Source organism: Mesocryomonas fontinalis, assembly GCF_055730125.2.
In genome coordinates this window covers 279,589-303,063 of sequence record NZ_JBUZWG020000005.1, presented here as the reverse complement: position 1 = coordinate 303,063, position 23,475 = coordinate 279,589, and the positions used below count along the sequence as shown (strand labels likewise).

The window sequence follows — 23,475 nt, the reverse complement described above, 5'->3', positions numbered from 1 at the left end:
ACGCCGAAGGCATCGGGGAGAAACCCCCGGTGCCTTCGGCGTGTTCGCGTCGCCGGTCCAATCCTTAATTTTGAGTGAAGGCGGGCGCCGTCCCCGCAAGGCCGGGGATAGCTTAGAGGCCTATCCCATCCCGGCGGGAGACGCCGCGGCGGCGCTTGCTGGCCGCGCGCGACTCCCTGTCGCTTCACGCTTCTTGAGGAATTCAGCATGTCCGACGTCAGCGGCACGCAACTCGCTACCCTCTCCGATTCCGACGGTGCGGCCGCTCCGAAATCGAAGCTGATGCCGACCATCGCCGTCGTCGGCCTGCTGACGCTGGTGGCTGTCGGGGGCGGGGCGGGCGTCGGCTATCTCATGGGCGGCTCAGCGCCGAAGCCTGTGGTCGCGGCGGACGCGACGACCAATGTCGAGCCGACCGGCGACAAGAAGGAAGCGGCCGCTTCCGAGCCCGCGCCGACCGCCAAGAGCCAGATCGTCAAGCTCGAGCCGGTGGTGACCAATGTCAGCTCGCCGGCCGACGTGCTGATCCGGGTGGAGGCCAGCATCGTCCTCGACCCGGAAAAGGCGCAAGATCTTCCGGTTCTAGCCGCCCAGATCCAGAGCGACACGCTGACCTTCCTCAGAACCGTCGATCTCGCCCAGGTCGAGGGCTCCCGCGGTCTGCTGCATCTGCGCGAGGACCTGCGCGAGCGCGCCCAGCTGCGCTCGCCCGCCGTCAGCGACTACCTCATCCAGTCGCTGATCGCGCAATGAAACGCGTTCTTCTCGCCCTCGCGGTTCTCCTCGTTGCCGGACCGGCTTTCGCACAGGAAGCGCCGACCGATCTGGCGAACAGCCTGTCCGCGCTGATCCCCGCCGGCGACGCCAGCGCCTCCGGCCGGATCATCCAGCTGTTCGGCATCGTCACCGTGCTCTCGGTCGCGCCGGGCCTCCTGGTGATGGTGACGTCGTTCACGCGCATCGTCGTCGCGCTATCGATCCTGCGCACCGGCCTGGGCCTGCAGTCGACCCCCGCCAACCTCATCATGATCTCGCTGTCGCTGTTCATGACCTTCTTCGTCATGGCCCCGACCTTCGACCAGGCCTGGCGCGAGGGCCTGAAGCCGCTGCTCGACAACCAGATCACCGAGCAGGAAGCCTTTACCCGGATTGCCGATCCGTTCCGCGACTTCATGATGAGTCAGGTGCGGCCGCAGGATCTGGCGCTGTTCAACAGCCTCAACGAGGCGGCCCAGCGCGACCGGGTCCAGCCCCCTGCCGCCGGCACGCCGCCGGTCGACCCCACTGCTGCCGAGGCGAACGCCGAGGTCGGCCTCCAGGTCCTGATCCCGGCCTTCATGATCTCTGAACTCCGGCGCGGCTTCGAGATCGGCTTCCTGATCGTCCTGCCCTTCCTCGTCATCGACCTCATCGTCGCGACCCTCACCATGTCGATGGGCATGATGATGCTGCCACCGACGATCATCTCGCTGCCGTTCAAGATCCTGTTCTTCGTCCTGATCGACGGCTGGAACATGCTGACGGGCTCGCTGGTGCGGTCCTTCTTCTGACCCCGGCGTTCGTTCGCCTCCGACGCTCGTCCTGACCATCAGCGGCGGCCCTCCAGAACGGAGCGGCCGCCGTTTTTCCATGAGCGCGAATCAGAATGCCGGCCGGCAGGCGGTAGGGGGTGCCGACCGCCGCGGACAAAGCGCATCTGCAATATTTAGACGGCTTTCGGAGCAACCTGAAGGCGCTGATCTTTTCCGGCGTAATGCGAGCCTTTCCAGGCGGTTAGGTGTCTAAGGACGCCACGCAGCGTCTGGAAAATAAAGCTTTCAGCGGACCGGAACCTTTCGGCGGGTCCTGCGATCACGCCCGCACAAGCTTCGCCCGTCAGATTGCCCGCAGTGCAACCACCTTGAGCAAGAGCAGGCAGATTCATGGCAATCGTCGGCGGCGTACAAGCCCAGCAGATCCTCGACAATCTGAGCGCCCTTGGCGCGCGGAAGCTTGGAATGATGGCGATGATCGGCCTTCTGGTCGTCGCCGTCGTGGGGCTCGGTGCCTATTATCTCAGCCGTCCCGACATGGAGACGCTGTATTCCAAACTCGATCGTCAGGATGTGACGCGTATCGGCTCGGCGCTGACCGAAGCCGGGATCAGCTTCGACGTCAGCTCGGCCGGCGACACGGTGATGACGCCCTTCTCGCAGACCGCCAATGCCCGGATGCTGCTGGCCGAAAAGGGCCTGCCGCGCTCCGAGAACGCCGGTTACGAGCTCTTCGACGCGCTGGGCTCGATGGGCCTGACCTCCTTCATGCAGGAAGTCACCAAGGTCCGCGCCCTCGAAGGCGAGCTTGCCCGCACCATCCAGACCCTGAAGGACGTGCGCGCCGCACGGGTTCATATCGTTTTGCCCGAGCCCGGCACCTTCCGCCGCGAGACGCAGAAGCCTTCCGCCAGCGTCGTCATCCGCACCGACGACACCGAGGACTTCAAGAACGCCCAGGCGATCCGCCACCTCGTCGCCTCCGCCATCCCCGGTATGAACGTCGACGAGGTCACGGTGCTCAACACCGACGGCACGCTGCTCGCCTCCGGCGACGACACCACCTCCGCTGCGCCGTCGAAGCTTCTCGGGATCGAGGGCATCGTGTCCGGCAGCGTCGAAGAGGCGATCAGCCGCACCCTTTCGCCCTACCTCGGCATCGGCAACTTCCAGTCCAGCGTCAACGCCCGGCTGGATACCGACCGCAAGAGCACGAGCGCCCGCAAGTTCGATCCGGAAGGCCGCGTCGAGCGCTCCACCCGGACCGTTCGCGAGACCGGCCAGACCTCCGACAAGCAGGCCAATCCCGCCGCGACCGTCGAGCAGAACCTGCCGCAGCAGGCGAATGCCGCTGGGACCGGCACCCAGTCCTCCGAGGCGAAGGAACGCCGCGAGGAATTGACCAACTACGAGATCAACGAGACGACGACCCAGACCGTCAGCGACGGCTACGACGTCAAGCGCCTCAGCGTCGCCGTGGTGGTGAACCGCAAGCGGCTGATGGAGACGCTCGGCGACAACCCCCAGCCGGCCCAGGTCGACGAAGCCCTCGCCAAGATCAAGCTCCTCGTCGCCTCCGCCTCCGGCTTCACCGAAAGCCGCGGCGACCAGCTCGAGATCTCCGCCGTCGACTTCATCACCAACGGCCAGGACCTCGCCCCGGTCGAGCCCGTCGGTTACGGCGAAATGCTGATGCGCCAGAGCGGCACGATGATCAACGCGCTGACCGTCCTCGTCGTCGCCGTCCTCCTGATCTGGTTCGGCCTGAAGCCGGCGATCCGGGCGCTGGCCGCCCCCGCCAATACCGCCGGACAGGACGCGATCGAGCTGGAGAATGCCGGACTTGCCGGTGCCAATGGCGGGTTCGGCGCGAGCGGCGACCATGCCGGCTTGATCCGCAGCGGCGCCACTGGCGGCATCGACTCGGCGCTGCTGGAAGACCTGACCCGCAGCCAGGCGAACTCGCCGCAGGCTCGGCTCGAGAAGCTCATCGACTTCGACGAGGCCCAGGCGGCGTCGATCCTGAAGCACTGGATCCACCAGAAAGAGGCGGCCTAAGACATGATACCTCTCGCACAGTATTTCGCCGACTCTGCTGGCGACGACTTCACCCCCTTCACGCCTGTCCGCAAGGCCACCCTTGGACGCAAGCTGCAAGCCTCGACATCCTTCGAAGAGCCGTCGATCCGTCCGTTGAAATCGGTGCCGCGGCCGTCGGAACAGAAGGCCCGTACCTTTACCGAGGCCCGGGTTCCCCTGAGCGAGGTCGAAGCCGAGCGTGCCGCCTGGGCCGAGGAGCGTGCAGCTCTCCAGGAAGCCGTCGAGGCAGCCCGCGAGGAAGGCATCGAGGCCGGCAAGGCCATGGCGCGCGAGGAGCTGAGCTTCGAGACGGAAAGCCGCATCGACAGCATCCGTTCGGAGATCGCCAACGACTACACCACGACGCTGACGAAGACCCGCGGCGAGTGGACCGAAGACCAGGCCGACCGGCTGGCCGATCTGCTGATCCTGCAGATGACCATTCTGGAAGAGACGATCAAGATGAGCCTCAACAGCGTGCTCCGGCCGCTGGCGCTGGACGCCCGCAGACGGCAGACGCTGGACGACCTCGTCGGCGCGGTGAAGACCATCGCGCTGGACGGCATGGCCTACAAGATCGCCGCCTCGGGGCCGACCGACCTACTGTCGGCGTTCGAGGATAAGCTCGGCGACCACGCCCGGCTGCTGTCCTTCGCCAATGACGACACCCAGTCCGACATCCGCATCGACGCCGACAGCACGGTGATCGAGACCCGGCTCTCGTCATGGCGGCTGGCGCTGGAGGAGGCTCTTTCGTGAGCGACGCCTCTCATCCGGTCAATCAGATCATCATCGTCCGACGCAACCATGATGGCGAAGAGGCCCATCATGGCGGCGTCTGGAAGATCGCTTTCGCCGACTTCATGACGGCGATGATGGCGTTCTTCCTGGTGATGTGGCTTACCAATGCTTCCGACGACGCCACCAAGAAGAAGATTGCGCAGTACTTCAACCCGATCAAGCTGAACAGTTCGACGCCGGAATCGCTGGGCCTCAAGGATGGCGAGGCTTCGCCCTCGTCACCGTCGGCGGGGTCGAGCGGTGCCGTCGCGGACGGCGGTGATCCGAACGACAAGCCGATGAGCGGAACCGCGAACGGCGGCGAGGAGCAGGCACTGTTCCGTGACCCCTATGCGGTGCTCGCGGAGATTTCGGCCGAGGGCGGCGTCGGCAAGGATTCAGGGACCACCGGCGTTCCGAATGGCACGGGACTTCCCGGCCTGAACGGCGGGGAGGCCTACCGCGATCCGTTCGACCCGACGTCCTGGCAGCTGCAGCCGAATGCGAGCGAGAAGGCGGCCGAGGGCACGCCGATGACGCCGTCCGAGTTCCCGCAGCCGCCCGCCGAGCCGGCAATGCGGACCGTCGCCGAGGTCGTCACGCCACCGACGCCGACGGCCACTGTCGCCACACCGGCGGCCAAGCCCGCTTCCGCCGCTGCCGAGCCGGCGACCCCGTCGATGAAGGACAATGCCGCGGCGCTGAAGGCCGAGATTCAGCAGAGCCTTCAGGCCGTGGCGCCGGGTGCTGCGCCCAATCTCGACGTCAGCGCCGGCAAGGACGGAATCACGATCTCGCTCGCCGACAGCGTGACCTCCGGCATGTTCCAGGTCGGGTCCGCCAAGCCGACGCCCGAGGCGGTGCGGATGGTCGAGGCCATCGCCAAGCTTCTGGCCGCCCGGAAGGGCGAGGTGGTGATCCGCGGCCATACGGATTCACGCGCCTATGCCGGGCCTGAATACGACAACTGGCGTCTGTCGGCGGCGCGCGCGCAGTTCGCCTACTACATGCTGGTGCGGGGCGGTCTCGACCAGAACCGTGTCCAGGGCATCGAAGGTGTCGCCGACCGCGACCCGAAGGATGCCGCCCATCCCGAAAGCGCCGTCAACCGGCGGATCGAGATCCTCCTCAAAGAGCCGCAAGCATGATTTGCCGCCTTCTCGTGACTGCATCGGTGCTGGCTTTGCTGCCCGCCACCGCCGGCTTTGCGGCGGAAAGGACCAACGGCCTGCCGTTGCGCCCGGCCGCCGTCGTGCCGTCGCTGCGGATCTCCGCGCCGACGCCGCCCGCCTATGCGCTGGGCGTCGAGGGCATCATGGACCCGCAGGGAGCGGTCATCGACCCGGTGGTCACCGGGCAGATCCCCAATCCCGATGCCGAGAAGGCGGTCGAAAGCCTGACGCAGCAAACGCCGGCGGCCGAGGCCGGCGCGCCCGCCGTGCCGGAAGCCGGCCATGGCGATGCTGCGGCGTCTTCGACCGATGAGGCGAAGTCCGCGGCCTTGGAAGCCGGGGAGGGCACTCACCACTGGGCGACCACGCGCAGCCCCATGCCGTTCGACATCATCCGCACCATCCAGTTCCTGCAGGATCAGGTGGCGAGGGGCAATGGTCGGGCGATTCAGGTCCAGTCGATGCTGCTGCGCCGGTTCGGACCGGTCTTCCTCGAGGCCGATGCCGCGGTCTGGAGCGATCCCCGCAACCGGCGGGCGGCCGTTCTCTTCGTGCTCAGCGGCGGACCGCCCGATGTGCTGCGCCGTCTCCTGGCCAGCGGCGTGCTGGACGGCTCCCAGGAGCCGATGTTCAAGGGTGCGCTGGCCTATGTGCAGAACGACTTCGCCGAGGCCAGGAAGGCGCTGACCGGTCTCGACTATACCGGCATGGAGCCCGGCCTCGAGGCGCATCTGAACCTTGTGATCGGTCAGATGATGCAGAAGGACGATCCGAAGCAGGCTATCCCCCATCTTGACCGGGCCCGGCTGCTGGCGCCCGGCGGCCTGATCGAGGAGGCCGCCCTGCGCATGGAAGTGCTGCTGGTCGATGGCCTCGGCGACCATCCGGCTGCCGACCGGCTGGCGCGGCAGTATTTCGACCGCTATTCGGACTCGTCCTATTCCGCGAACTTCGAAGCCCGCTTTGCCGCCGTCTATTCGAGCCGGGGAAAGGATAATCCCGAGATCGCCGCGGCGACGATGCTCGACGTGACGCAGCGCCTGGCCGACGCCAACAAGCGCACGATCTTCCTGGCGGTCGGGCGCCGGGCCGTTGTCGAAGGCCATCTTGCCTTCGCCAAGCTCGCGGGCGAGGCCGTTCTGGCGACGTCCGGCGTCCCCGACGATCAGGTGCAGCGGGCGCGGCTCTACATCGCCGCCTCGACGATCGGCACGGCGTCGGCCGAAGCCCTTGCGGCAGATCTTGCCGCGATCGATCGTTCCAAGCTCTACGCCGAGGACGCCACGCTCCTCGATGCCGCGCACTCGATCCTCGGCGGCATCGACCGGACGCCCGAACTCGTGGCGACCGCCCAACCCCCGGCGGAGACGTCGCCCGTGATGGACCGTGCGCAGCGCCTGCTCAGCGAAGTCGAGAGCGATCTCGGAAAGGTACAGAAGTGAAGATTGCCGCCAGCCCTCTGCCCATTCTCGACGTAATGTCCGCTTCCAGCAACAACCGCGGCGATGCCGACTACGGAAGGGCCTTCGAGAGCACGATCCGCGACGTCGCCAAGGACAGTTCTCCCGCGGTGAAGCCGCGCAATGAAGACCGCCGGCCGAGCGAGGGCAGCGGCGATCGCCAGCCCGCGTCCTCTGCGCCCGCGCCGCGTGCACCGGCATCAGACCGGCACGCCGATAGCAAGTCGGTGACGGGCAAGGCCCGCGACGACCAGCAGGCTGCCAAGGACTCAGACGCGGAGACCGACGAAGCCGCGGGCGATCCGCTGGCCTTTCTCGGTCGCCTGCTCGGTGGCACCACGACCCCGGTCACGGCGGTGAAGGAGGTCGATGCCGACGCCGAGAAGAGTGGCGATGAACGCGTCATCGTCGTCTCGCTGGAAGCGGGCGCGACCGAGGAGGTCGCCGGAGAGGCGTCCGGTCCGGGTGCCCGTGGCAAGGTCAAGCTCGATGTCGTCCACATGGAGACGCATTTCGAGCCGCGCTCGGATGCCTTCGTCCTCGTCGAGGGCAATGAGGCGCAGGCGCTGCAGCAGGCGACGGCGGAGGAGGGCGGCGAGAAGCTGAGCTTCGATCAGGCGCTTGCGCGGCTCAGCGAGCGCAAGGCCGGCAAGGCTGCGGCGGCCGGCGAGAACGCCAAGGCGTCTTCCATCGAGACCACGGCGGCGAAGGCCGCTGCTGTCGCCGCCGACGTCGCCCCGCAAGAGCGCATCAAGGAACGCAGCCGCAGCAAGGTTGCCGCCGACGAAACGGCCCGCAAAGCCGATCTGTTGAGCGATGAGGCCGACAGCCAGGTTGCGGTGTTGGTCCGGAAGAAGGATGCGGCAGAGACTGCGGTCGACAAGATTTCCGCCCGCCTCGGTCGCGCGGCATCCGACGCCGCCGATGCGCCGAAGTCCGGTGTGCTGGCACAGAAGGACGGTGCCGGCGTCCTGCCGCTCGCCTTGATGACGGGCCAGGTCGCCGGCCGCGTCATCGACGCACTCGGCGCGACGCTCGCCAGCCAGCGGCCGTCGGATCTGCCGAACGAGGCCTATCTGCGCATGACCGCGGGCGGTGCGGCGCTGAAGACCCTTACCATCCAGCTGCAGCCCGAGACGCTGGGCAAGCTCGATGTCTCGATGCGCCTCGTCGATGGCCAGCTGACTCTCGAGATCGCCGCAACCGAAGCCGAGACGGCGAAGGTGCTGGCGCAGGACCGCGAAGGCCTGCGCAAGCTTCTGCAGCATGCCGGGTTCTCGATCGACGAAGCATCGATCACCATCGTCTCCCGCGACAACAGCGCCCAGCCGCAGGTCCGCGCCGCAGCTGCCGGCGAGAGCGCCGGTGCGCAGCAGGACTCCGGAAACGGCGGCGGTAGCGATCCGCGCAATCGCGGCGGCGAGGCGGAGCAGCAAGGCCGGAATGCCGGTCGCGACGAGCGGCAGCAGGCCGGCGACAATCGACCAAGACGCGCTTCGGGGAACTACCTCTAGAAACACTCGGCGTCCGGCCGGACGCTTCCGGGATGCTTCGGCCTTTCGGCTTGCGAGCGTCCCTCTGCGAATGGGTGAGCCCATCCACCGCAGACTGGTCTGGACGTCTCGGGCCACAGCCTCCTTCAGACACACGCGTTTCGCCCCCGCGGAGGTTCAGTCCTCCCGGGGGCGAAATTGTTTTTGCCGACAAGAAAACTCTGGCGATGCGCTTTTCCTGCCAGGCTTTCGGACCGCACCTTGTCCAGTCCGAAAAGCCGGTGCGCGGCGGTACGGCTTGCGACGCCTGCGCCCCTTCGCGGACAGTCCAAGAGGTCGGCTGATCCACCCGACACAACCTGCCGGACGCATGCGCTTCCGAAGACCGGCATGACGGCCGTCGACCGAGCCGATGAGTTACTCGTCTCGGCAGGAGCGTTCCCGAGCAGTGTGCGCTGCGACAGGCGGGCGCGCTCGGGCGAATGGTTAACAAACCGTTGACAAACCGCAAAGGCACCCCGGATTCTCAGCGAATCCAGTGCTTTTAGCTTTTCTGAAGCTTTCGCAAAGCTGCCTAACCCGTTGCACCACCTGTCTCTTTGCCGGCTACCTGAAAGGTCCCATTAACCTTATAGTGAGTTTTAGGGATAGCTCGCCTGGGCCTTAACGCCGTATCAATATCTCCAGAGAAACCCGACGGCAGGTGGATGTGATGATCGTAGTTGTGGACAACCGTGAACTGGTCACGAACGGATATCAGTCGCTGTTCGGCATGGAGGGCGTGTCTGCCGCGGGCTTCCAGGTCGAGGAATTTCGCGAGTGGGTCGAGACTGCTCCCGAGACCGACATCTCCGCCGTCGAAGCGTTTCTTCTGGGTGACTTCCCCGAGCGTGGTGCGTTCACCCGCCTGGTGCGCGGCCGGTCCAACGCCCCGCTGATCGCGCTGGCCGAGACCAAGGCGCTCAATTCGACCCTGGATCTCTTCGCCGCGGGCATCGACGACGTCGTCTCCAAGCCGGTCCACGTCAAGGAAATCCTCGCCCGGGTCGGCGCCATCCGCCGCCGCGACGCCGGTGCCGGCAAGGGCCGCACGGTGGTCGAGGAGATCTGCGTCTTCTCCGACGGCCGCGACCCTGAAGTTGCCGGTGCGTCGATGATCCTGCCGCGGCGCGAGCGCCGGATCCTCGAATACCTGGTGCAGAACCGCGGTCGCCGCGTTTCCAAGCAGCAGCTGTTCTCGGCGATCTACGGCATCTTCGACGAAAACGTCGAGGAGAACGTCATCGAAAGCCACATCTCCAAGCTGCGCAAGAAGCTCAAGATGCGCCTTGGCTACGACCCGGTGTCGTCCATGCGCTACCTCGGATACGGCATCGGCGTCTGATCCCTACATTTCTTAAATAAGTATAAAAATCCCGGTTTGCTTCTGCAAATGCGGGATTTTTCTTTATTCAAGCCAAAACCACCGTGTTGGAGCAGTTTTGGTGCCCTTCTGGCAGCTTCGCGCAAGCTCACGCAGTTAAATATCGAGCAGAAAAACTGCCATTGGAAGGGCACCGGATGAGCATCGGCGGAATTATGCGCACAAGCGTCTCGGGCATGACGGCGCAAGCCAGCAAGCTCGGGGTCGTCGCGGAAAACATCGCGAATTCGGATACCACCGGCTACAAGCAGTCGCAGACCGAGTTCTCCTCGCTCATCCTCCCCGGCAATGCTTCGGGCTACAATTCCGGCGCCGTCGAGGTGCAGACGCGCACGTTCGTCAGCGAGCAGGGCGGCCTCAGCTACACCGGCAACGACAACAGTCCGAAGAAGCTCGACCTTGCCGTGAACGGCAACGGCTTTCTGGCGGTCAGCGACGGCAGCGGCGGGAATTTCCTGACGCGCGCGGGCTCGTTCACCCAGCAGGCCGACGGCTCGCTGGTCAACGCCGCGGGCTACACGCTGATGGGCTATCCCGTCGGCACGACCGGCACCGACGCCGTGCTCAACGGATTCTCGGGTCTCCAGGAGGTCAACCTCAAGACCTCGCTGCTCAGCGCCAACCCGACCACCAAGGGCATCCTGACGGTCCCGCTGAACAAGGCATTCGTTCCTGCTACCACCGGCAGCCCTCCCGTCGCCCTTGCGACACCCTCGACCAATCCAAATGCCAAACCGCTGGACGGTTCGACCGTCAGCACGTCGATCACCGTCTACAACAATTCCGGCGAGGCGGTTAAGCTCGATATCTACTACACCAAGCTACCGGATACGGCGGGGACACCGCCCATCGAGAACCAGTGGGAAATGGCTGTCTATGATAGCCGGAATGCCTCGACGGGCGCCAATGCTCCATTCCCCTACACCGTAAAGGGTACGACGACGACAGCGGCCCCTCTGGCCTCGGCAACGCTGACCTTTGATCCCACGACCTTCAAGCTGAGTTCGATCGTGCCGTCGACCACACCCGCATCGACGCTGGCGAACACATCTTCGACCAATCCTGGCATCCTCACGATCAACATGGGCAACACCGCCAACGGCATCGGTGGTGGCATCTTCAATCTCAACATCGGCGACACCACGCAGTTCACCGGCAATACCCAGCCGCTGGCGGCGTCCGTCGACGGCAATCCGGCTGAAGTCATCAAGGACATCTCGGTCGGCGAGGACGGCACCGTCACCGCGGCCTTCGCCTCCGGTACGACCCGCGACCTCTTCCGCATCCCGCTGGCCTCGGTCAACAGCCCGGACAGCATGATCGCCAAGGCTGGCAACGTCTACAGCGCCGGCATCGAATCCGGGACCGTCCTGATGGGCTTCGGTGGCTCCGGCGGCTTCGGCAAACTGACCGCCGGCGCGCTCGAGGACTCGACGGTCGATCTGGCCGGCGAGCTTACCAACATGATCGAGTCGCAGCGCAATTACACCGCGAACTCGAAGGTCTTCCAGACCGGCTCGGAAATCCTCGACGTTCTCGTCAACCTGAAGCGCTGATGCTGCCGCGGTAGGCGTCGCCACCGGGCGCCGCCTACCGCACTGCCAACCAGTCCGCTCCCGCCGATCCCAGCGCCGCCGCCAACCTCCGACTGCGAGAAAACCCGCCATGTCGCTTTCCACCGCCCTCGATACGGCAAAGTCGTCGCTCGCGGCGTCCCAGGCACAGACGGCGCTCGTTGCCCGCAACATCGCCAACGTCAACACCGTCGGTGCGACGAAGAAATACGCCAACGTCATCACCGGCCTGAACGGCCAGGTCCAGATCAAGACAGTCTCGCAGTCGTCGAACTATGCGCTGTTCCGCAATATGCTGGATGCCAGCGCCGCGGTCGGCAAGGGCAACGTCATCAGCAACGGCCTCGATCGTCTGAGCGAGACGCTCGGCGACACCGAGCTCAGCCGCTCGCCGGCCGCCATGGTCAGCAAGCTGTCCGATGCGCTGACGACGCTGTCCGCCTCGCCGAACAATTACGAACTCGCCCGCAACGCCGTCACCGCCGCGTCCGACCTCGTGAAGACGCTGAACGAGGCCTCGGCGACGACGCAGACGATCCGCAAGGATGCCGACACCGAGCTGGTCAACGCGGCCGCCGAGATGAACAAGCTGCTCGCCAAGATCGAGACGCTGAACAAGGAAGTGGTCGGCGGCACCCGCACCGGTGCCGACGTGACCGATGCCAGCGACGCCCGCGACCAGGCGGTCGCCGCCCTCTCGCAATATGTCGGCGTCAACATCGTCACGCGCGGCGAGAACGACATGGTGCTCTACACCGACTCCGGCGTGACGCTGTTCGAGACGACGGCCCGCGCCGTCGGGTTCACGGCGACCCCCGGCCTCAACGAGACCGTCACCGAGGGCAATGCGCTGACGATCGACGGCACCGCCGTGACCGGCAGCACCGCCTATATGCCGCTGAAAAACGGCTCGGTCGCCGGCCTCGTCGCCTTGCGCGACGACATCATGGTGACCTACCAGACCCAGCTCGACGAGACAGCGCGTGGATTGATCGACTCCTTCAAGGAGAGCGCTGCCGGCATGCCGGATGTGCCGGGCCTGTTCACCGCGGTTGATCCCAGCACGCTGGCGACGGTATCGCAGCTCGATGTCGGCACGTTCGACACGGCTGGAACCAGCCCGAACCAGACGCTGTCGTTCAACTTCAAGTATGGCGACACCACCTATGTCGCGACCGGCACTTTGTCGGCCACTGACCTGACGGATAAGAATACCTTTGCCGCCAGACTGCAATCGATGGTCGCGGCCGCAACGCCTGCCGGCAGCACGACGGCACTCGGCGCAGGGAAGGTCAGCTTCGCGGCCGATGGCACCGGCAAGATCACCGCCTCCGCCGCCAGCGTCGGTGGTGCGGTGCCGATGGCCCTGTCGAACATCGTCCCCGGCCCGGGCGGCGCGGATGGCGGCCTCGTCGCTGGCACCGCGACGGCGACGACCCCTGCGGTCATCGGCCTAGCCGGCTCGCTGCGCCTGGCGGACGGCGTAACGGCTAACCCGACGCTGCTGCGCGACGGTATCAAGTACGACTACAACACCGCGGACCTCGGTGGCTTCACGGCGCGGCTCAACCAGCTGAGCACGGCGATGGCGACGACCCGCAATTTTGCGGACGACAGCAGTGCCGACTCCAAGGGAAGCGTTGCGGATTACGCCGCGTCGTCGGTCAGCTGGCTGCAGTCGACCCGTCAGAACTCGCTGAACGAGACCGAATACAAGACCACGGTGCTCGAGCGGACGCAGGACACGCTGTCCAACAAGACCGGCATCAACATGGACGAGCAGCTGACGCAGATGATGCAGCTGGAGCGCTCCTTCCAGGCCTCTTCCAAACTGCTCTCCACCATCGACGAGATGCTGAAGACGCTTCTCAACAGCATCTGACGGAGCTTGAATCCATGAGCATTTCGACGCTTTCCTTCAACAGCGCCACCCGAACCTCGCTGGCCAAGCTGCAGAGCTCGCTCAACGACGCTTCGCAGGAGGTCAATTCGGGCCGACACGTCGATGTCGGCCGCACGCTCGGCCGGCTGACCGGCAGCGCCATCAGTGCCCGTGCGCAGGAGTCCACGTTCAAGGAGCAGCGGACCTCCAACGGCCTCGTCACCACGCGGCTCGACAAAATCGACGCGTCGCTCGCGACCATCAGCGAAGGCGGCGAGGCGATGGCCAACAACCTGATCGGCATCAGCGTCGCCACCGATTTCGCGGTCTTCGTCAGCGGCGCCAAGTCCGGCCTGCAGCAGATGACCTCGGCGCTGAACGCGTCGAGCGGGCAGTTCCTGTTTGCCGGCGACAACAGCAACGTGTCGCCGATCAAGACGGACACGACGCTTGCCGATGCGGCGACACAGCTGAACTTCAGCAACTTCGTGCGGGCCGCAACGGGCACCGACAATGCGAGCCTGGTCACCGCCGACCAGATGACGAAATATCTGACCGATCCCGCTGGCTTCACGCCCACGGCAACCTTCGCGCCGCCGGCGCCGCAGCCGACGGTGACCGGACCTTACAAGTTCTCCGACCTGTTCACCGATGCGGCCTGGACGGCGAACTGGTCGAACGCCACGAACGGCACGATCGACTCGCCGGTCAGCAAGAGCGAGACCATCACGTCCTCGGCTTCCGCCAACGACGCCTCTTTCCGCAACATGGCCTCGGCCTACACGATGATCACCAGCCTTGACATCGGCTCGCTGGGCGAGGCCACGCGCAAGGTCGTCACCGACGCTGCTGCTGTCCAGCTGAAGAAGGGCACCACCGCGATCACCTCGATGCGTGCCGATGTGGGCACCAAGTTGAAGCGGGTCGAGTCCGCCAATACCGAGCTTCTTCGCCAGCAGGACATCATGGAGAAGACCGTCTCGGCGCTCGAGGATGTCGACATCTCGGAAGCAAGCCTGCGCGTCAACGCGCTGAAAACGCAGTTGGAAGCTGCCTATACAGTGACAGGCAAGATCCAGTCGCTAAGCCTTCTAAATTACATCTGATCGAGCGGCAGCATTCGATCTGATCGACAGCGGACAGCATTTCGGACGGGCCTTTGCCCCGTCCAGATCGAGGAACGGCGCATGTATCAATTCTCCTACGCAGAGATCAGGCAGGAAAGCGGCTCCTCTGCGCGCGAGCGCGAGCGCCAGGCGCTCGAGCATACGCTCGAAGTGCTGACGCGCGCCGAGCTGGCCGGCCCTCGGTCGTCGGCGGCGATCGAAGCGATCTACGTCACGCGGACGCTCTGGTCGGTGCTGATCGAGGATCTGGCCAACCCGGAAAATGCGCTGCCGGAAGAATTGCGCGCCGGTCTCATCTCCATCGGTCTTTGGGTGATGCGCGAGACCGATGCCCTGCGCAACGGCAAGGTGAACAGCTTCAAGGGCATCATCGACGTCACCGCGATGATCCGCGACGGTTTGGAGTAAGGTCGATGGCGACGCTGAAAGTCTCCCTGCGGGCCGGCGAGCGGATCTTCATCAACGGTGCCGTGATGCGGGTCGATCGCAAGACCTCGATCGAGCTCTTGAACGACGTGACCTTCCTCTTGGAAAGCCACGTCATGCAGGCGGAAGCCGCGACGACGCCGCTGCGCCAGCTCTACTTCATCGTCCAGATGATGCTGATCGACCCGGCCAACACCGTCGCTGCCCGCGAGGCCTTTACCCGGACCTATGCGCTGCTGCTGGCGACCTCGTCGAACGCGGCGATGCGCGACGGCCTGATGGACGTCGCCGATCTCGTCGGCCGTGATCGTCCCTATGACGGCCTGAAGTGCCTGCGGGCCCTCATGCCGATGGAAGAGGCCATTCTCGCCGAGGACGAGCCACCGGCGAACCTGTCCACCTTCCACGAGGACCGGGTGCCCGTGGCCATGGGAGCCAGATCATGACCACGGTCAACACCACCTCTGCGGCGGCCACGACGTCCACCACGTCGACCACCAAGTCCGATGCGTCGAAGGCGACGCTCGACTACGACGCCTTTCTGCAGCTCCTCGTCGCGCAGATGAAGAACCAGGATCCGCTGAACCCGACCGACGCGACCGCGCAGCTGGCCCAGCTTGCATCGTTCTCGAACGTCGAGCAGGGTATCAAGATGAACCAGAAGCTCGAGACCATGCTGACGGTTTCCTCGCTGACCCAGGCCGACGCGGTGCTCGGTCGCACGCTGACATCGGCCGACGGCACCGTCAGCGGCGTCGTCAAGTCGGTGAAGGTGACCGATGCCGGGGCTGTCGCAACGCTGGCCAGTGGCGCCACCGTCGACCTCGGCGCCGGCATCAAGATCGAGTAGAAGAGATGAACCAGGCCGACGCCATCGACATCATCCAGTCCGCGATCTGGACCGTGGTCATCGCCTCGGGGCCCGCCGTCGGCGGCGCCATGCTGGTCGGCATCCTGATCGCGCTGTTCCAGGCCCTGACGCAGATCCAGGAAGTGACCTTGACCTTCGTGCCGAAGATCATCGCCATCTTCATCATCGTCGCCTTCACCGCTTCGTTCACCGGCGCGCAGGTCTATTCCTTCACCCAGGAAAGCTACGCCCGCATCGAACACGGCTACTGATCAGGACACCGTCCGCGATCCTTCGTCCAAGAGGCCCCGGGCCGGCAAGCGCCGCCAGGGGCCTCTTTGCGTTCAGGCCGGGGATCGACTACAGCCTTGCCGTGCGAGGGGTTGCCGATACGGACCGGCACCACTGTCGAAGGTTGATGCAGTCGTTGCTAAGGTTTTGGAAACCTTTCCAGCCCGGCTCAAGCTCGAACCGTCAGGAAGATTAGGAGAAATGGCGCGCCGTCGGCCCGCTTTTTTCCGGCCTTGCCGCGTAGCCTTCCCGCTGCCGCGCCGGCCTTCCATGCCGCGGCGTCGAGCCGGGGGTCACGCACGGGGCGCACCGCCCGAGGGAACGCCGGATGTCGCTCGTCGCACCGCTGAGACTTAGCCCCCCGATCAAGGCCAAGAGCCGCCGCGACATCGGCTTCGCGCTCGGCATCGTCTTCATCATGGCGGTGCTGTTCGTCCCGATCCCCGCCTTCCTGATCGACTTCGGCCTGGTCATCTCGATCTCGCTGTCGGTGCTGATCCTGATGGTCTCGCTGTGGATCGAGAAGCCGCTCGACTTCTCTTCCTTCCCGACGATCCTGCTGCTCGCGACCATGCTGCGCCTGTCGCTGAACATCGCGACGACACGGGTCATCCTCAGCCATGGCGACGAGGGCCACAACGCGGCCGGCTACGTCATCGGCGGCTTCTCCGAATTCGTCATGGGCGGCGATTTCGTCATCGGCCTCGTCGTCTTCATCATCCTCATCACCGTCAACTTCCTCGTCATCACCAAGGGCGCGACGCGTATCGCCGAGGTTGGCGCGCGCTTCACCCTCGACGCCATTCCCGGCAAGCAGATGGCGATCGACGCCGACCTCTCCGCCGGCCTGATCGACGAGCGCCAGGCGCAGCAGCGCCGCCGCGAGCTGGAGGAGGAAAGCTCCTTCTTCGGCTCCATGGACGGTGCCTCGAAGTTCGTGCGCGGCGATGCGATCGCCGGCCTCATCATCACCGCCGTCAACATCTTCGGCGGCATCATCATCGGCGTCACCCGCCATGGCATGGACGCGGGACATGCCGCCGACGTCTTCGTCAAGCTGTCGGTCGGCGACGGCCTGGTCACCCAGATCCCGGCGCTGATCGTCTCGCTCGCCGCCGGCCTTCTCGTCTCCAAGGGCGGCACGCGCGGTGCCGCCGAGAAGGCGATCATGACGCAGCTCGGCTACTACCCGCGCGCCATGATGATCTCCTCGCTTCTGATGGGCATTCTGGCGCTGCTGCCGGGGCTGCCGTTCTTGCCGTTCTTCGTGGTCTCCTGCGTGCTGGGCTTCATCGCCTACACCGTGCCGCGCCGGCGGGCCGAAGCGGAGAGGGTGGTCGAGGCTGAAAAGCAGCAGGCCGAGAGCCAGGCGGTCGAGAGCGAGCGCCAGTCGGTCAAGGAATCGCTGCGCATCGTCGAGGTCGAACTCGTGCTCGGCAAGCAGATGGCCGCGCATCTCGCCTTCTCGCGCGACGAGCTCGGCAACCGCGTGCAGAAGATGCGCCGGCGCTTCGCCTCCCGCTTCGGCTTCGTGGTGCCCGAGATCAAGCTCAGCGACGACCTGTCGGTCGATCCGAAATCCTACGAGATCAAGGTGCACGGCACGACGGTCGCCACCCAGGCGCTGCGGCTCGGCGACCTCCTGATCGTTCTCGGCGACTCGCCGGTGCCCGACATTCCGCACGACCTGACCCGCGAGCCGGCTTTCGGCCTGAAGGCGGCGTGGATCTCGGAGACGTTCGGTGCTGCGGCACGCCGCGCCGGCTTCGAGCCCGTCGACACGCTGTCGATCATCCTGACGCATCTGTCAGAGGTGATCCGCAACAACCTCGCGCACCTCCTGTCCTACAAGGACACCCGCACGCTGCTCGACCGGCTGGAGCCGGAGTACAAGCGGCTGATCGACGAGATCGTCCCCGCGCATATGTCGTTCAGCGGCCTGCAGGCGGTGCTGAAGCTGCTCCTCGCCGAGCGTGTCTCGATCCGCAACCTGACGCTGATCCTCGAGGCCATCGCCGAGATCGCGCCGCACGTCCGGCGCTCGGAGAAGATCGTCGAGCATGTCCGCACCCGCATGGCGCAGCAGATCTGCGGCGATCTCCTGCACAAGGGCCAGCTCGGCGTCCTGCGCCTCGGCAACCGCTGGGACCTCGCCTTCCACCAGGCCCTGAAGCGGGACGCCAAGGGCGACGTGATCGAGTTCGACATCGACCCGCGCCTCGTCGAGCAGTTCGCGACGGAGGCCACCAAGGTGATCCGCGAGAAGACCGACCAAGGCGAGAACTTCGTGCTCGTCGCCTCGCCGGACGCGCGACCTTACGTGCGGATGATGATCGAGCGGATCTTCGTCAACCTGCCGGTGCTGTCGCACCTCGAGATCGCCCGCGGCGTCGACATCAAATCGCTGGGTTCGATCGCATGAACGCAGACGCCACGGCGGTCATCATCGGCGTCTTCATGATCTTCTGCCGGATCGGAAGTTGCCTGATGGTGCTGCCGGGCTATTCGAACTCCAGCATCCCGGCACAGATCCGCCTGTTCATCGCCTTCGGCGTGTCCCTGGCCGTGGCGCCGGGGCTCTTGCCCACGCTGACGCCCCTGCTGCAGGGCGTCAACGACGACGCGCGGCTGTTGATGCTGCTGACCGAAGTGCTGAACGGCCTTCTGATCGGGCTCCTCGGCCGTATCTTCCTGATCGCCGTCCAGTTCGGCGGGTCGTTCGTCGCCAATGCGATCGGCATGGGCCAGGCGATGGGCGTGGCGCTGGACGAAAACGGGCCGGAGCCGGCGGTGGTCTCGCTCATCACCCTCACGGCGACGGTGCTGATCTTCTCGCTCAACCTGCATGCGGAGATTCTACGCGCGCTGGTCGCCTCCTATACCGCGATGCCGGTGATGCTCGGCTTCGCGCCGCGCATGGCGCTGGCCTCGATGGTCGACAACCTCGACATGACCTTCAAGCTTTGCCTGCGCATTGCCAGCCCGTTCGTCGTCTACGCCGTCATCGTCAACTTTGCGATCGGCCTCGCCAACAAGATGACGCCGCAGATCCCGATCTACTTCATCTCGCTGCCCTTCGTGATCGCCGGAGGGCTGATCCTCCTCGGCTATTCCATCGGCGACTTCCTGACGATCTTCGTCGAGAGCTACCAGCGCTGGGTGCTGCAGGGATGAGCGGCGAGCAGGCGAGGGCGGAGCGTCTTCAGCGTCTCCTGTCGGTTCAGGCGCGCAAGCGCGAGATGGAGGAGTGGCGCCTTGCCGACCTCAAGCGCGAGGGCATCGCGCTCGCCGCCACCAGTGTGGAAATCCTGCAGAGCCTCGGCGATCAGTCGCTGCTGCAGGGACTGTTCCTCGAAGCCAAGGCGACGACGCTGCGGCGCAACGAGGTCCACATCTCCGGCAACCTCGTGCTGCAAGATGCCTCGGCGGGCCGGCTGCGGGAGGCGCAAGGCATCGAGAAGCGCCTGGAGCATGCCTGCGATGAGGCAACCGGCGAAGCCTCGCGCGCGGCGGAGCGATCGGCGCTCGAACTGGCCCTCGACGATTACCTGACCGCCGCCCGCGCAAGCTTCGAATAAGTTGCACGGGGTAGAACCATCGCGAGATATGCGCCGCCCCGCATGGTCCAGTTTTCGGCGGCGAAGGATTCCATGATGACGATCCTGTCGGCCACCACTCTGATTGCTGCCGCCGCGCAGAAAACGCCGGCCGCCGCCCCAACGGCGACGGCGACGGCTGACCCGGCCGTCGGCAAGCTCTTCGAGACGGACCTCGCCAAGGCCTCGCAGGGGGCAGCTGCCGCGCCCGAGACCACTGTCGCCAAGAGCGACGTGCCGGAGAAGTCGATCTCTTTCGTCTCTCGCGGTTCGCGCAGCGGCGTGATGTCGCCGACGCAGCAGTTCGAGAGCTTCGTGCTCCGGACCTTCATCGACGGGATGCTGCCACAGGACAACTCCACCTATTTCGGCACCGGCACGGCCGGCAAGATCTGGAAATCGATGCTGGCCGAGCGGATCGGCGACGAGATGGCCAAGGATGGCGGGATCGGCATCGCGGAAATGCTGGAGAAGCGCGGCTCCAAGGCTGAGGCCGTCAATGGTGCCCAGGACAAACTGAAGGCCAGCGACAGCATGACGACCGGTGCCCAGGCCTTCAAGGGCCTCGGCTAGGTCTCCCGGAAAACGTGCATATCGTCCCGCCCGGACAGAACAGGAAGATGATTTTGGAAACCGTTCTCACACAGTCCATCAACCGGCTCGAGGCACTGCTCGCGGGTGAATCCATGGCCCTGCGCGAGGGCCGCTCGATCAACCTGACCGAGCTCAGCCACCGCAAGAACCAGAGCCTGCTCGAACTCTCGCGGATCTCCCGCGGGCTGGATCCAGCGAACGTCACCCCGAACCTCAAGGTCAAGCTGAACACATTGCGTGAGCGTCTCGACGACAACCGCCGCGTCCTTCAGCTGCACATGGAAGCCGCTGGCGAGATCACCGGCCTGATCGCGCAGGCGATCGCCGACGCGGAGTCCGATGGCACCTACGGCTCGGCGATCAGTGGCGTGAAGCGGGTCAAATGATCAAGATCATCGCCATCGGGGTCTGGGTCTGCGTTGCCTCGCTCGGCACGAGCTACGCCGTGGCGTCCTATGTCTCGAATGAGGCCAGCGCAGAAACGGTCGAGCCGACCTATTTCGTCGGGCTGGACTACCGCAAGACCGAGGGTATCACGGTCCCGATCATCGCCAAGAACGCCATCCAGGGCTACGTCATCGCGAGCTTCGTCTATACCGTCGACGGCGAAGTCGCCAACAAGCTCGCGGTGCCGCCCGACCCGTTCATCCTCGACGAGGCGTTTCGCGCCGTCTACACGGCCTCGACTTTCAATTTCGAGAAGCCCGAGCAGTACGACCTCGCCGCCCTCACCAGCTCGATCCGCGATTCCGTCAATGCCCGCTACAAGCAGGAGGTCGTGCACGAGATCCTGATTGAGCAGTTCGATTTCCTGCCGAAGGGCCAGATCGGCGGCGAGGGCCTGAAGCGCGCGCCCGTGGAGCCTGCGACCTCCGGATGACCGGCCTGAAGTCGGACGGCGATCATAGTTAGCTTTGCGTCAATATCGCGGTGCTAGCCTCAGGGCGCGACGACAATGACGGGCCATCCGCATGGCTCGATCCATTCCCTCGACCACAGGCCAGTACGATGCTCTCGACCTTGCTCAACTATCGCTATTACGCCGGCAATCTGACGAAGTCGCTCGACCGGATCGAGAAGACGGGGACCGTCGCCAGCGATACCGCCTACTACGACAAGAACATCGGCAAGGTGAAGGACGTCGACGACTTCCTCGGCGACAGCCGCCTCTACACCTACGCGCTGAAGGCCTATGGGCTCGAGGATCAGGCTTCGTCGAAAGGTTTCATCCGCAAGGTCATCGAGAGCGATCTCACCGACAAGTCGTCGTTCGCCAACGCCTTGGCCGACGACCGCTATCGCAAGTTTGCCGAGGCGTTCAGCTTCAAGACCGCCGACGCGGTGAAGACGGCGCAGAGCACCAGTCAGAACGAGTCGTTGATCGAGGCCTATTCGGAATACCGCGTGCGCCAGGCGGTGAGCCTCGCGACGAAGACGACGCATTTCGAGACCCAGATGCAGACCATCACGTCGGTGGATCAGTTCATCAGCGATCCGCAGCTGTTCGACGTGGCGATGCGCTCGATCGGGCGGGATCCGGCGCTGACCTCGAAGACCTATGTCCGGGATGTTCTGACCGGTGCGATCGCGGACGACACGGCGTCCAGCAGCGACGACATCTTCTTCCAGCTGGCCGACAAGTTCAATTTCGCCGCGGACGGCAGTCTCGCCGCGGGCAAGACGACGGCGATGGATGCGGCCGATACCAGCCAGCTGATCTACGACTTCAACGTCAAGTCCGACAACATGGCGAGCTCGAAGACCGCTGCCTACGAGACGTCCTACTTCACCGACAAGATCACGAAGATCACCAATGTCGACGCGCTGCTGTCGGACAATCGGCTGTTCGCCTATGTCAGGACCGCCTTCGGCGTGACGTCGACGACCGACACCGCCTTCGTCCGCAGCATCCTGACCAGCGACGTCAGCGATACCACCAGCGCGCTGAACCAGATGTCGACGGCGACCTCCTCGGACGTCGCCTACAAGCAGAAGATGACGGCGATGCGCGAGGCTTTCAGCTTCGGTACCGACGGCAACGTTGCCGGTGGCGGCGCGGCCCAGTCCGCGGCGATGACCGAGACGACCACCGCGGGCTACTACAAGAACTACCAGACCGATGCCGGCGCCAAGGACGCGTCGCGCACCAGCACCTACAAGCTGCAGCTGTCGAAGATGAAGTCGCTGAGCGACCTTCTGATCAAGGACCCGGTGTTCGGCCGCGATGCCCTGGACTACGTGTTGCGCGCGTTCGATCTCGATCCTGCCACCGAGAGCCTGACCCGCATCCGCCGCGTGCTGCAGAGCGACGTCTCCGACCCCAACAGCTACGTCAACAAGCTCGGCGACGTGCGCTACGAGAAGCTCGCCGCCGCCTTCAACTTCGATGCGACGGGCAAGCTGCGGGAGCAGCAGCAGGTGGTCTCGACCGCGGCGATGACGACGGTCGGCACCAAGTACACGGCAAGCTTCGGCACGGACCTCAGTGCAGCGAAGAAGGAAGTGCTGAAGTCGGAAACGGCGAAATACGTCGATGCGGCGGGCGGCCTGCGCTCGCTCGACGACCTCCTCGCCAACAAGACGGTGCTGGACTACACGCTGAAGGCCTATGGCCTGCAGGACGAGAAGCTAACGACGACGCAGCTGAAGAAGCTCCTGACAAGCGACCTCGGCGACCGGTCGAGCTACGCCAACTCCTTTGGCGACAGCCGCTATTCCGACTTCGCCGCCTCGTTCAACTTCGACACGAGCGGCAAGGTGAAGGTCAGCGAGAGCAGCGTGCAGCAGCCGGGGCAGCGGTTGTCGACCGAGAACCTCTACCTTCTCACCACGATGGAGGCGGAGGCTGGCGATACCAATGAGGGCACGCGGCTGGCGCTGTATTTTCTGCGGCACGCTCCCGAACTGACGTCGCCGCTGAAGATGCTGGCGGACAAGGCCATCGTCGAGGTGGTGAAGACCTCGCTCGGCCTGCCCGATGCGTTTTCAACGCTCGACATCGACAAGCAGGCGGCGATCATCTCCAAGCGCATCGACGTCAAGGATTTCCAGGACCCGAAGAAGCTCGACGCCTTCCTGTCGCGCTTTGCAGGGCTCTATGACGTGAAGAACGCCGACACGTCGGCTTCGCCCGTGCTCGGCCTCTTCGGCAACGTCGGCGGGCTGCTGTCGGTCCTCTAGACCGAAAGCCTCCGGA

22 protein-coding genes are annotated in these 23,475 nt (G+C 65.1%); all 22 read left to right on the top strand.

From position 1 onward, the window contains the following. Positions 1 to 207 precede the first annotated feature (207 nt). Entirely contained in the window at positions 208 to 753 is a 546-nt protein-coding gene (locus ACZL02_RS14610) for a flagellar basal body-associated FliL family protein (RefSeq protein WP_472936771.1), read from the top strand. Then, positions 750 to 1,550 carry a flagellar type III secretion system pore protein FliP gene (gene fliP / locus ACZL02_RS14605; protein WP_472936772.1) on the top strand — a complete coding sequence of 267 codons (801 nt, stop codon included), beginning with the start codon at positions 750 to 752 and terminating at the stop codon, positions 1,548 to 1,550. The genes ACZL02_RS14610 and fliP overlap by 4 nt, the downstream gene beginning before the upstream one ends. 372 nt (positions 1,551 to 1,922) lie before the next feature. After that, positions 1,923 to 3,590 (top strand): flagellar basal-body MS-ring/collar protein FliF, encoded by a 1,668-nt coding sequence (gene fliF / locus ACZL02_RS14600; RefSeq protein ID WP_472936773.1) that lies wholly within the window; start codon positions 1,923 to 1,925, stop codon positions 3,588 to 3,590. 3 nt (positions 3,591 to 3,593) lie between these two features. Next, a complete protein-coding gene (locus ACZL02_RS14595; protein ID WP_472936774.1) occupies positions 3,594 to 4,370 on the top strand; it encodes a hypothetical protein in 777 nt (258 codons plus the stop codon). Further along, a complete protein-coding gene (locus tag ACZL02_RS14590) occupies positions 4,367 to 5,539 on the top strand; it encodes a MotB family protein (protein WP_472936775.1) in 1,173 nt (390 codons plus the stop codon). Before ACZL02_RS14595 ends, ACZL02_RS14590 begins: the two co-directional genes overlap by 4 nt. Beyond that, positions 5,536 to 7,005 carry a MotC family chemotaxis protein gene (locus ACZL02_RS14585; protein ID WP_472936776.1) on the top strand — a complete coding sequence of 490 codons (1,470 nt, stop codon included), beginning with the start codon at positions 5,536 to 5,538 and terminating at the stop codon, positions 7,003 to 7,005. The genes ACZL02_RS14590 and ACZL02_RS14585 overlap by 4 nt, the downstream gene beginning before the upstream one ends. Beyond that, entirely contained in the window at positions 7,002 to 8,537 is a 1,536-nt protein-coding gene (gene fliK / locus ACZL02_RS14580) for a flagellar hook-length control protein FliK (RefSeq protein ID WP_472936777.1), read from the top strand. The genes ACZL02_RS14585 and fliK overlap by 4 nt, the downstream gene beginning before the upstream one ends. A 691-nt stretch (positions 8,538 to 9,228) precedes the next feature. After that, on the top strand, positions 9,229 to 9,900 hold the full coding sequence (locus ACZL02_RS14575; RefSeq protein ID WP_472936093.1) for a response regulator transcription factor: 672 nt from the start codon (positions 9,229 to 9,231) through the stop codon (positions 9,898 to 9,900). Between the two features lie 176 nt (positions 9,901 to 10,076). After that, positions 10,077 to 11,495 (top strand): flagellar hook protein FlgE, encoded by a 1,419-nt coding sequence (locus ACZL02_RS14570; protein WP_472936778.1) that lies wholly within the window; start codon positions 10,077 to 10,079, stop codon positions 11,493 to 11,495. Between the two features lie 109 nt (positions 11,496 to 11,604). After that, entirely contained in the window at positions 11,605 to 13,395 is a 1,791-nt protein-coding gene (gene flgK, locus ACZL02_RS14565; RefSeq protein WP_472936779.1) for a flagellar hook-associated protein FlgK, read from the top strand. A gap of 14 nt (positions 13,396 to 13,409) precedes the next feature. Further along, positions 13,410 to 14,501: a flagellar hook-associated family protein gene (locus tag ACZL02_RS14560; RefSeq protein ID WP_472936780.1), complete on the top strand. Its 1,092-nt coding sequence runs from the start codon at positions 13,410 to 13,412 to the stop codon at positions 14,499 to 14,501. Between the two features lie 81 nt (positions 14,502 to 14,582). Then, the gene (flaF, locus tag ACZL02_RS14555) at positions 14,583 to 14,930 is read left to right on the top strand and encodes a flagellar biosynthesis regulator FlaF (RefSeq protein WP_472936781.1); all 348 of its coding nucleotides are present in this window, start codon (positions 14,583 to 14,585) and stop codon (positions 14,928 to 14,930) included. A gap of 5 nt (positions 14,931 to 14,935) precedes the next feature. Beyond that, the gene (gene flbT, locus ACZL02_RS14550) at positions 14,936 to 15,394 is read left to right on the top strand and encodes a flagellar biosynthesis repressor FlbT (protein ID WP_472936782.1); all 459 of its coding nucleotides are present in this window, start codon (positions 14,936 to 14,938) and stop codon (positions 15,392 to 15,394) included. After that, a complete protein-coding gene (gene flgD / locus ACZL02_RS14545) occupies positions 15,391 to 15,798 on the top strand; it encodes a flagellar hook assembly protein FlgD (protein ID WP_472936783.1) in 408 nt (135 codons plus the stop codon). The genes flbT and flgD overlap by 4 nt, the downstream gene beginning before the upstream one ends. 5 nt (positions 15,799 to 15,803) lie before the next feature. Continuing rightward, positions 15,804 to 16,070 carry a flagellar biosynthesis protein FliQ gene (fliQ, locus tag ACZL02_RS14540; RefSeq protein ID WP_472936086.1) on the top strand — a complete coding sequence of 89 codons (267 nt, stop codon included), beginning with the start codon at positions 15,804 to 15,806 and terminating at the stop codon, positions 16,068 to 16,070. A gap of 347 nt (positions 16,071 to 16,417) precedes the next feature. Then, on the top strand, positions 16,418 to 18,511 hold the full coding sequence (gene flhA / locus ACZL02_RS14535; RefSeq protein ID WP_472936784.1) for a flagellar biosynthesis protein FlhA: 2,094 nt from the start codon (positions 16,418 to 16,420) through the stop codon (positions 18,509 to 18,511). Beyond that, positions 18,508 to 19,263: a flagellar biosynthetic protein FliR gene (locus tag ACZL02_RS14530; RefSeq protein ID WP_472936785.1), complete on the top strand. Its 756-nt coding sequence runs from the start codon at positions 18,508 to 18,510 to the stop codon at positions 19,261 to 19,263. The genes flhA and ACZL02_RS14530 overlap by 4 nt, the downstream gene beginning before the upstream one ends. Next, the gene (locus tag ACZL02_RS14525) at positions 19,260 to 19,667 is read left to right on the top strand and encodes a hypothetical protein (protein ID WP_472936786.1); all 408 of its coding nucleotides are present in this window, start codon (positions 19,260 to 19,262) and stop codon (positions 19,665 to 19,667) included. Before ACZL02_RS14530 ends, ACZL02_RS14525 begins: the two co-directional genes overlap by 4 nt. Before the next feature lie 75 nt (positions 19,668 to 19,742). Beyond that, positions 19,743 to 20,258: a rod-binding protein gene (locus ACZL02_RS14520; protein WP_472936787.1), complete on the top strand. Its 516-nt coding sequence runs from the start codon at positions 19,743 to 19,745 to the stop codon at positions 20,256 to 20,258. Positions 20,259 to 20,311: 53 nt separating this feature from the next. Next, positions 20,312 to 20,665, top strand: a complete 354-nt coding sequence (locus tag ACZL02_RS14515; protein ID WP_472936788.1) for a flagellar protein FlgN — start codon at positions 20,312 to 20,314, stop codon at positions 20,663 to 20,665. Continuing rightward, positions 20,662 to 21,159 carry a hypothetical protein gene (locus tag ACZL02_RS14510; protein WP_472936789.1) on the top strand — a complete coding sequence of 166 codons (498 nt, stop codon included), beginning with the start codon at positions 20,662 to 20,664 and terminating at the stop codon, positions 21,157 to 21,159. Before ACZL02_RS14515 ends, ACZL02_RS14510 begins: the two co-directional genes overlap by 4 nt. Before the next feature lie 128 nt (positions 21,160 to 21,287). Next, on the top strand, positions 21,288 to 23,459 hold the full coding sequence (locus ACZL02_RS14505; protein WP_472936790.1) for a DUF1217 domain-containing protein: 2,172 nt from the start codon (positions 21,288 to 21,290) through the stop codon (positions 23,457 to 23,459). Positions 23,460 to 23,475: the final 16 nt, after the last annotated feature.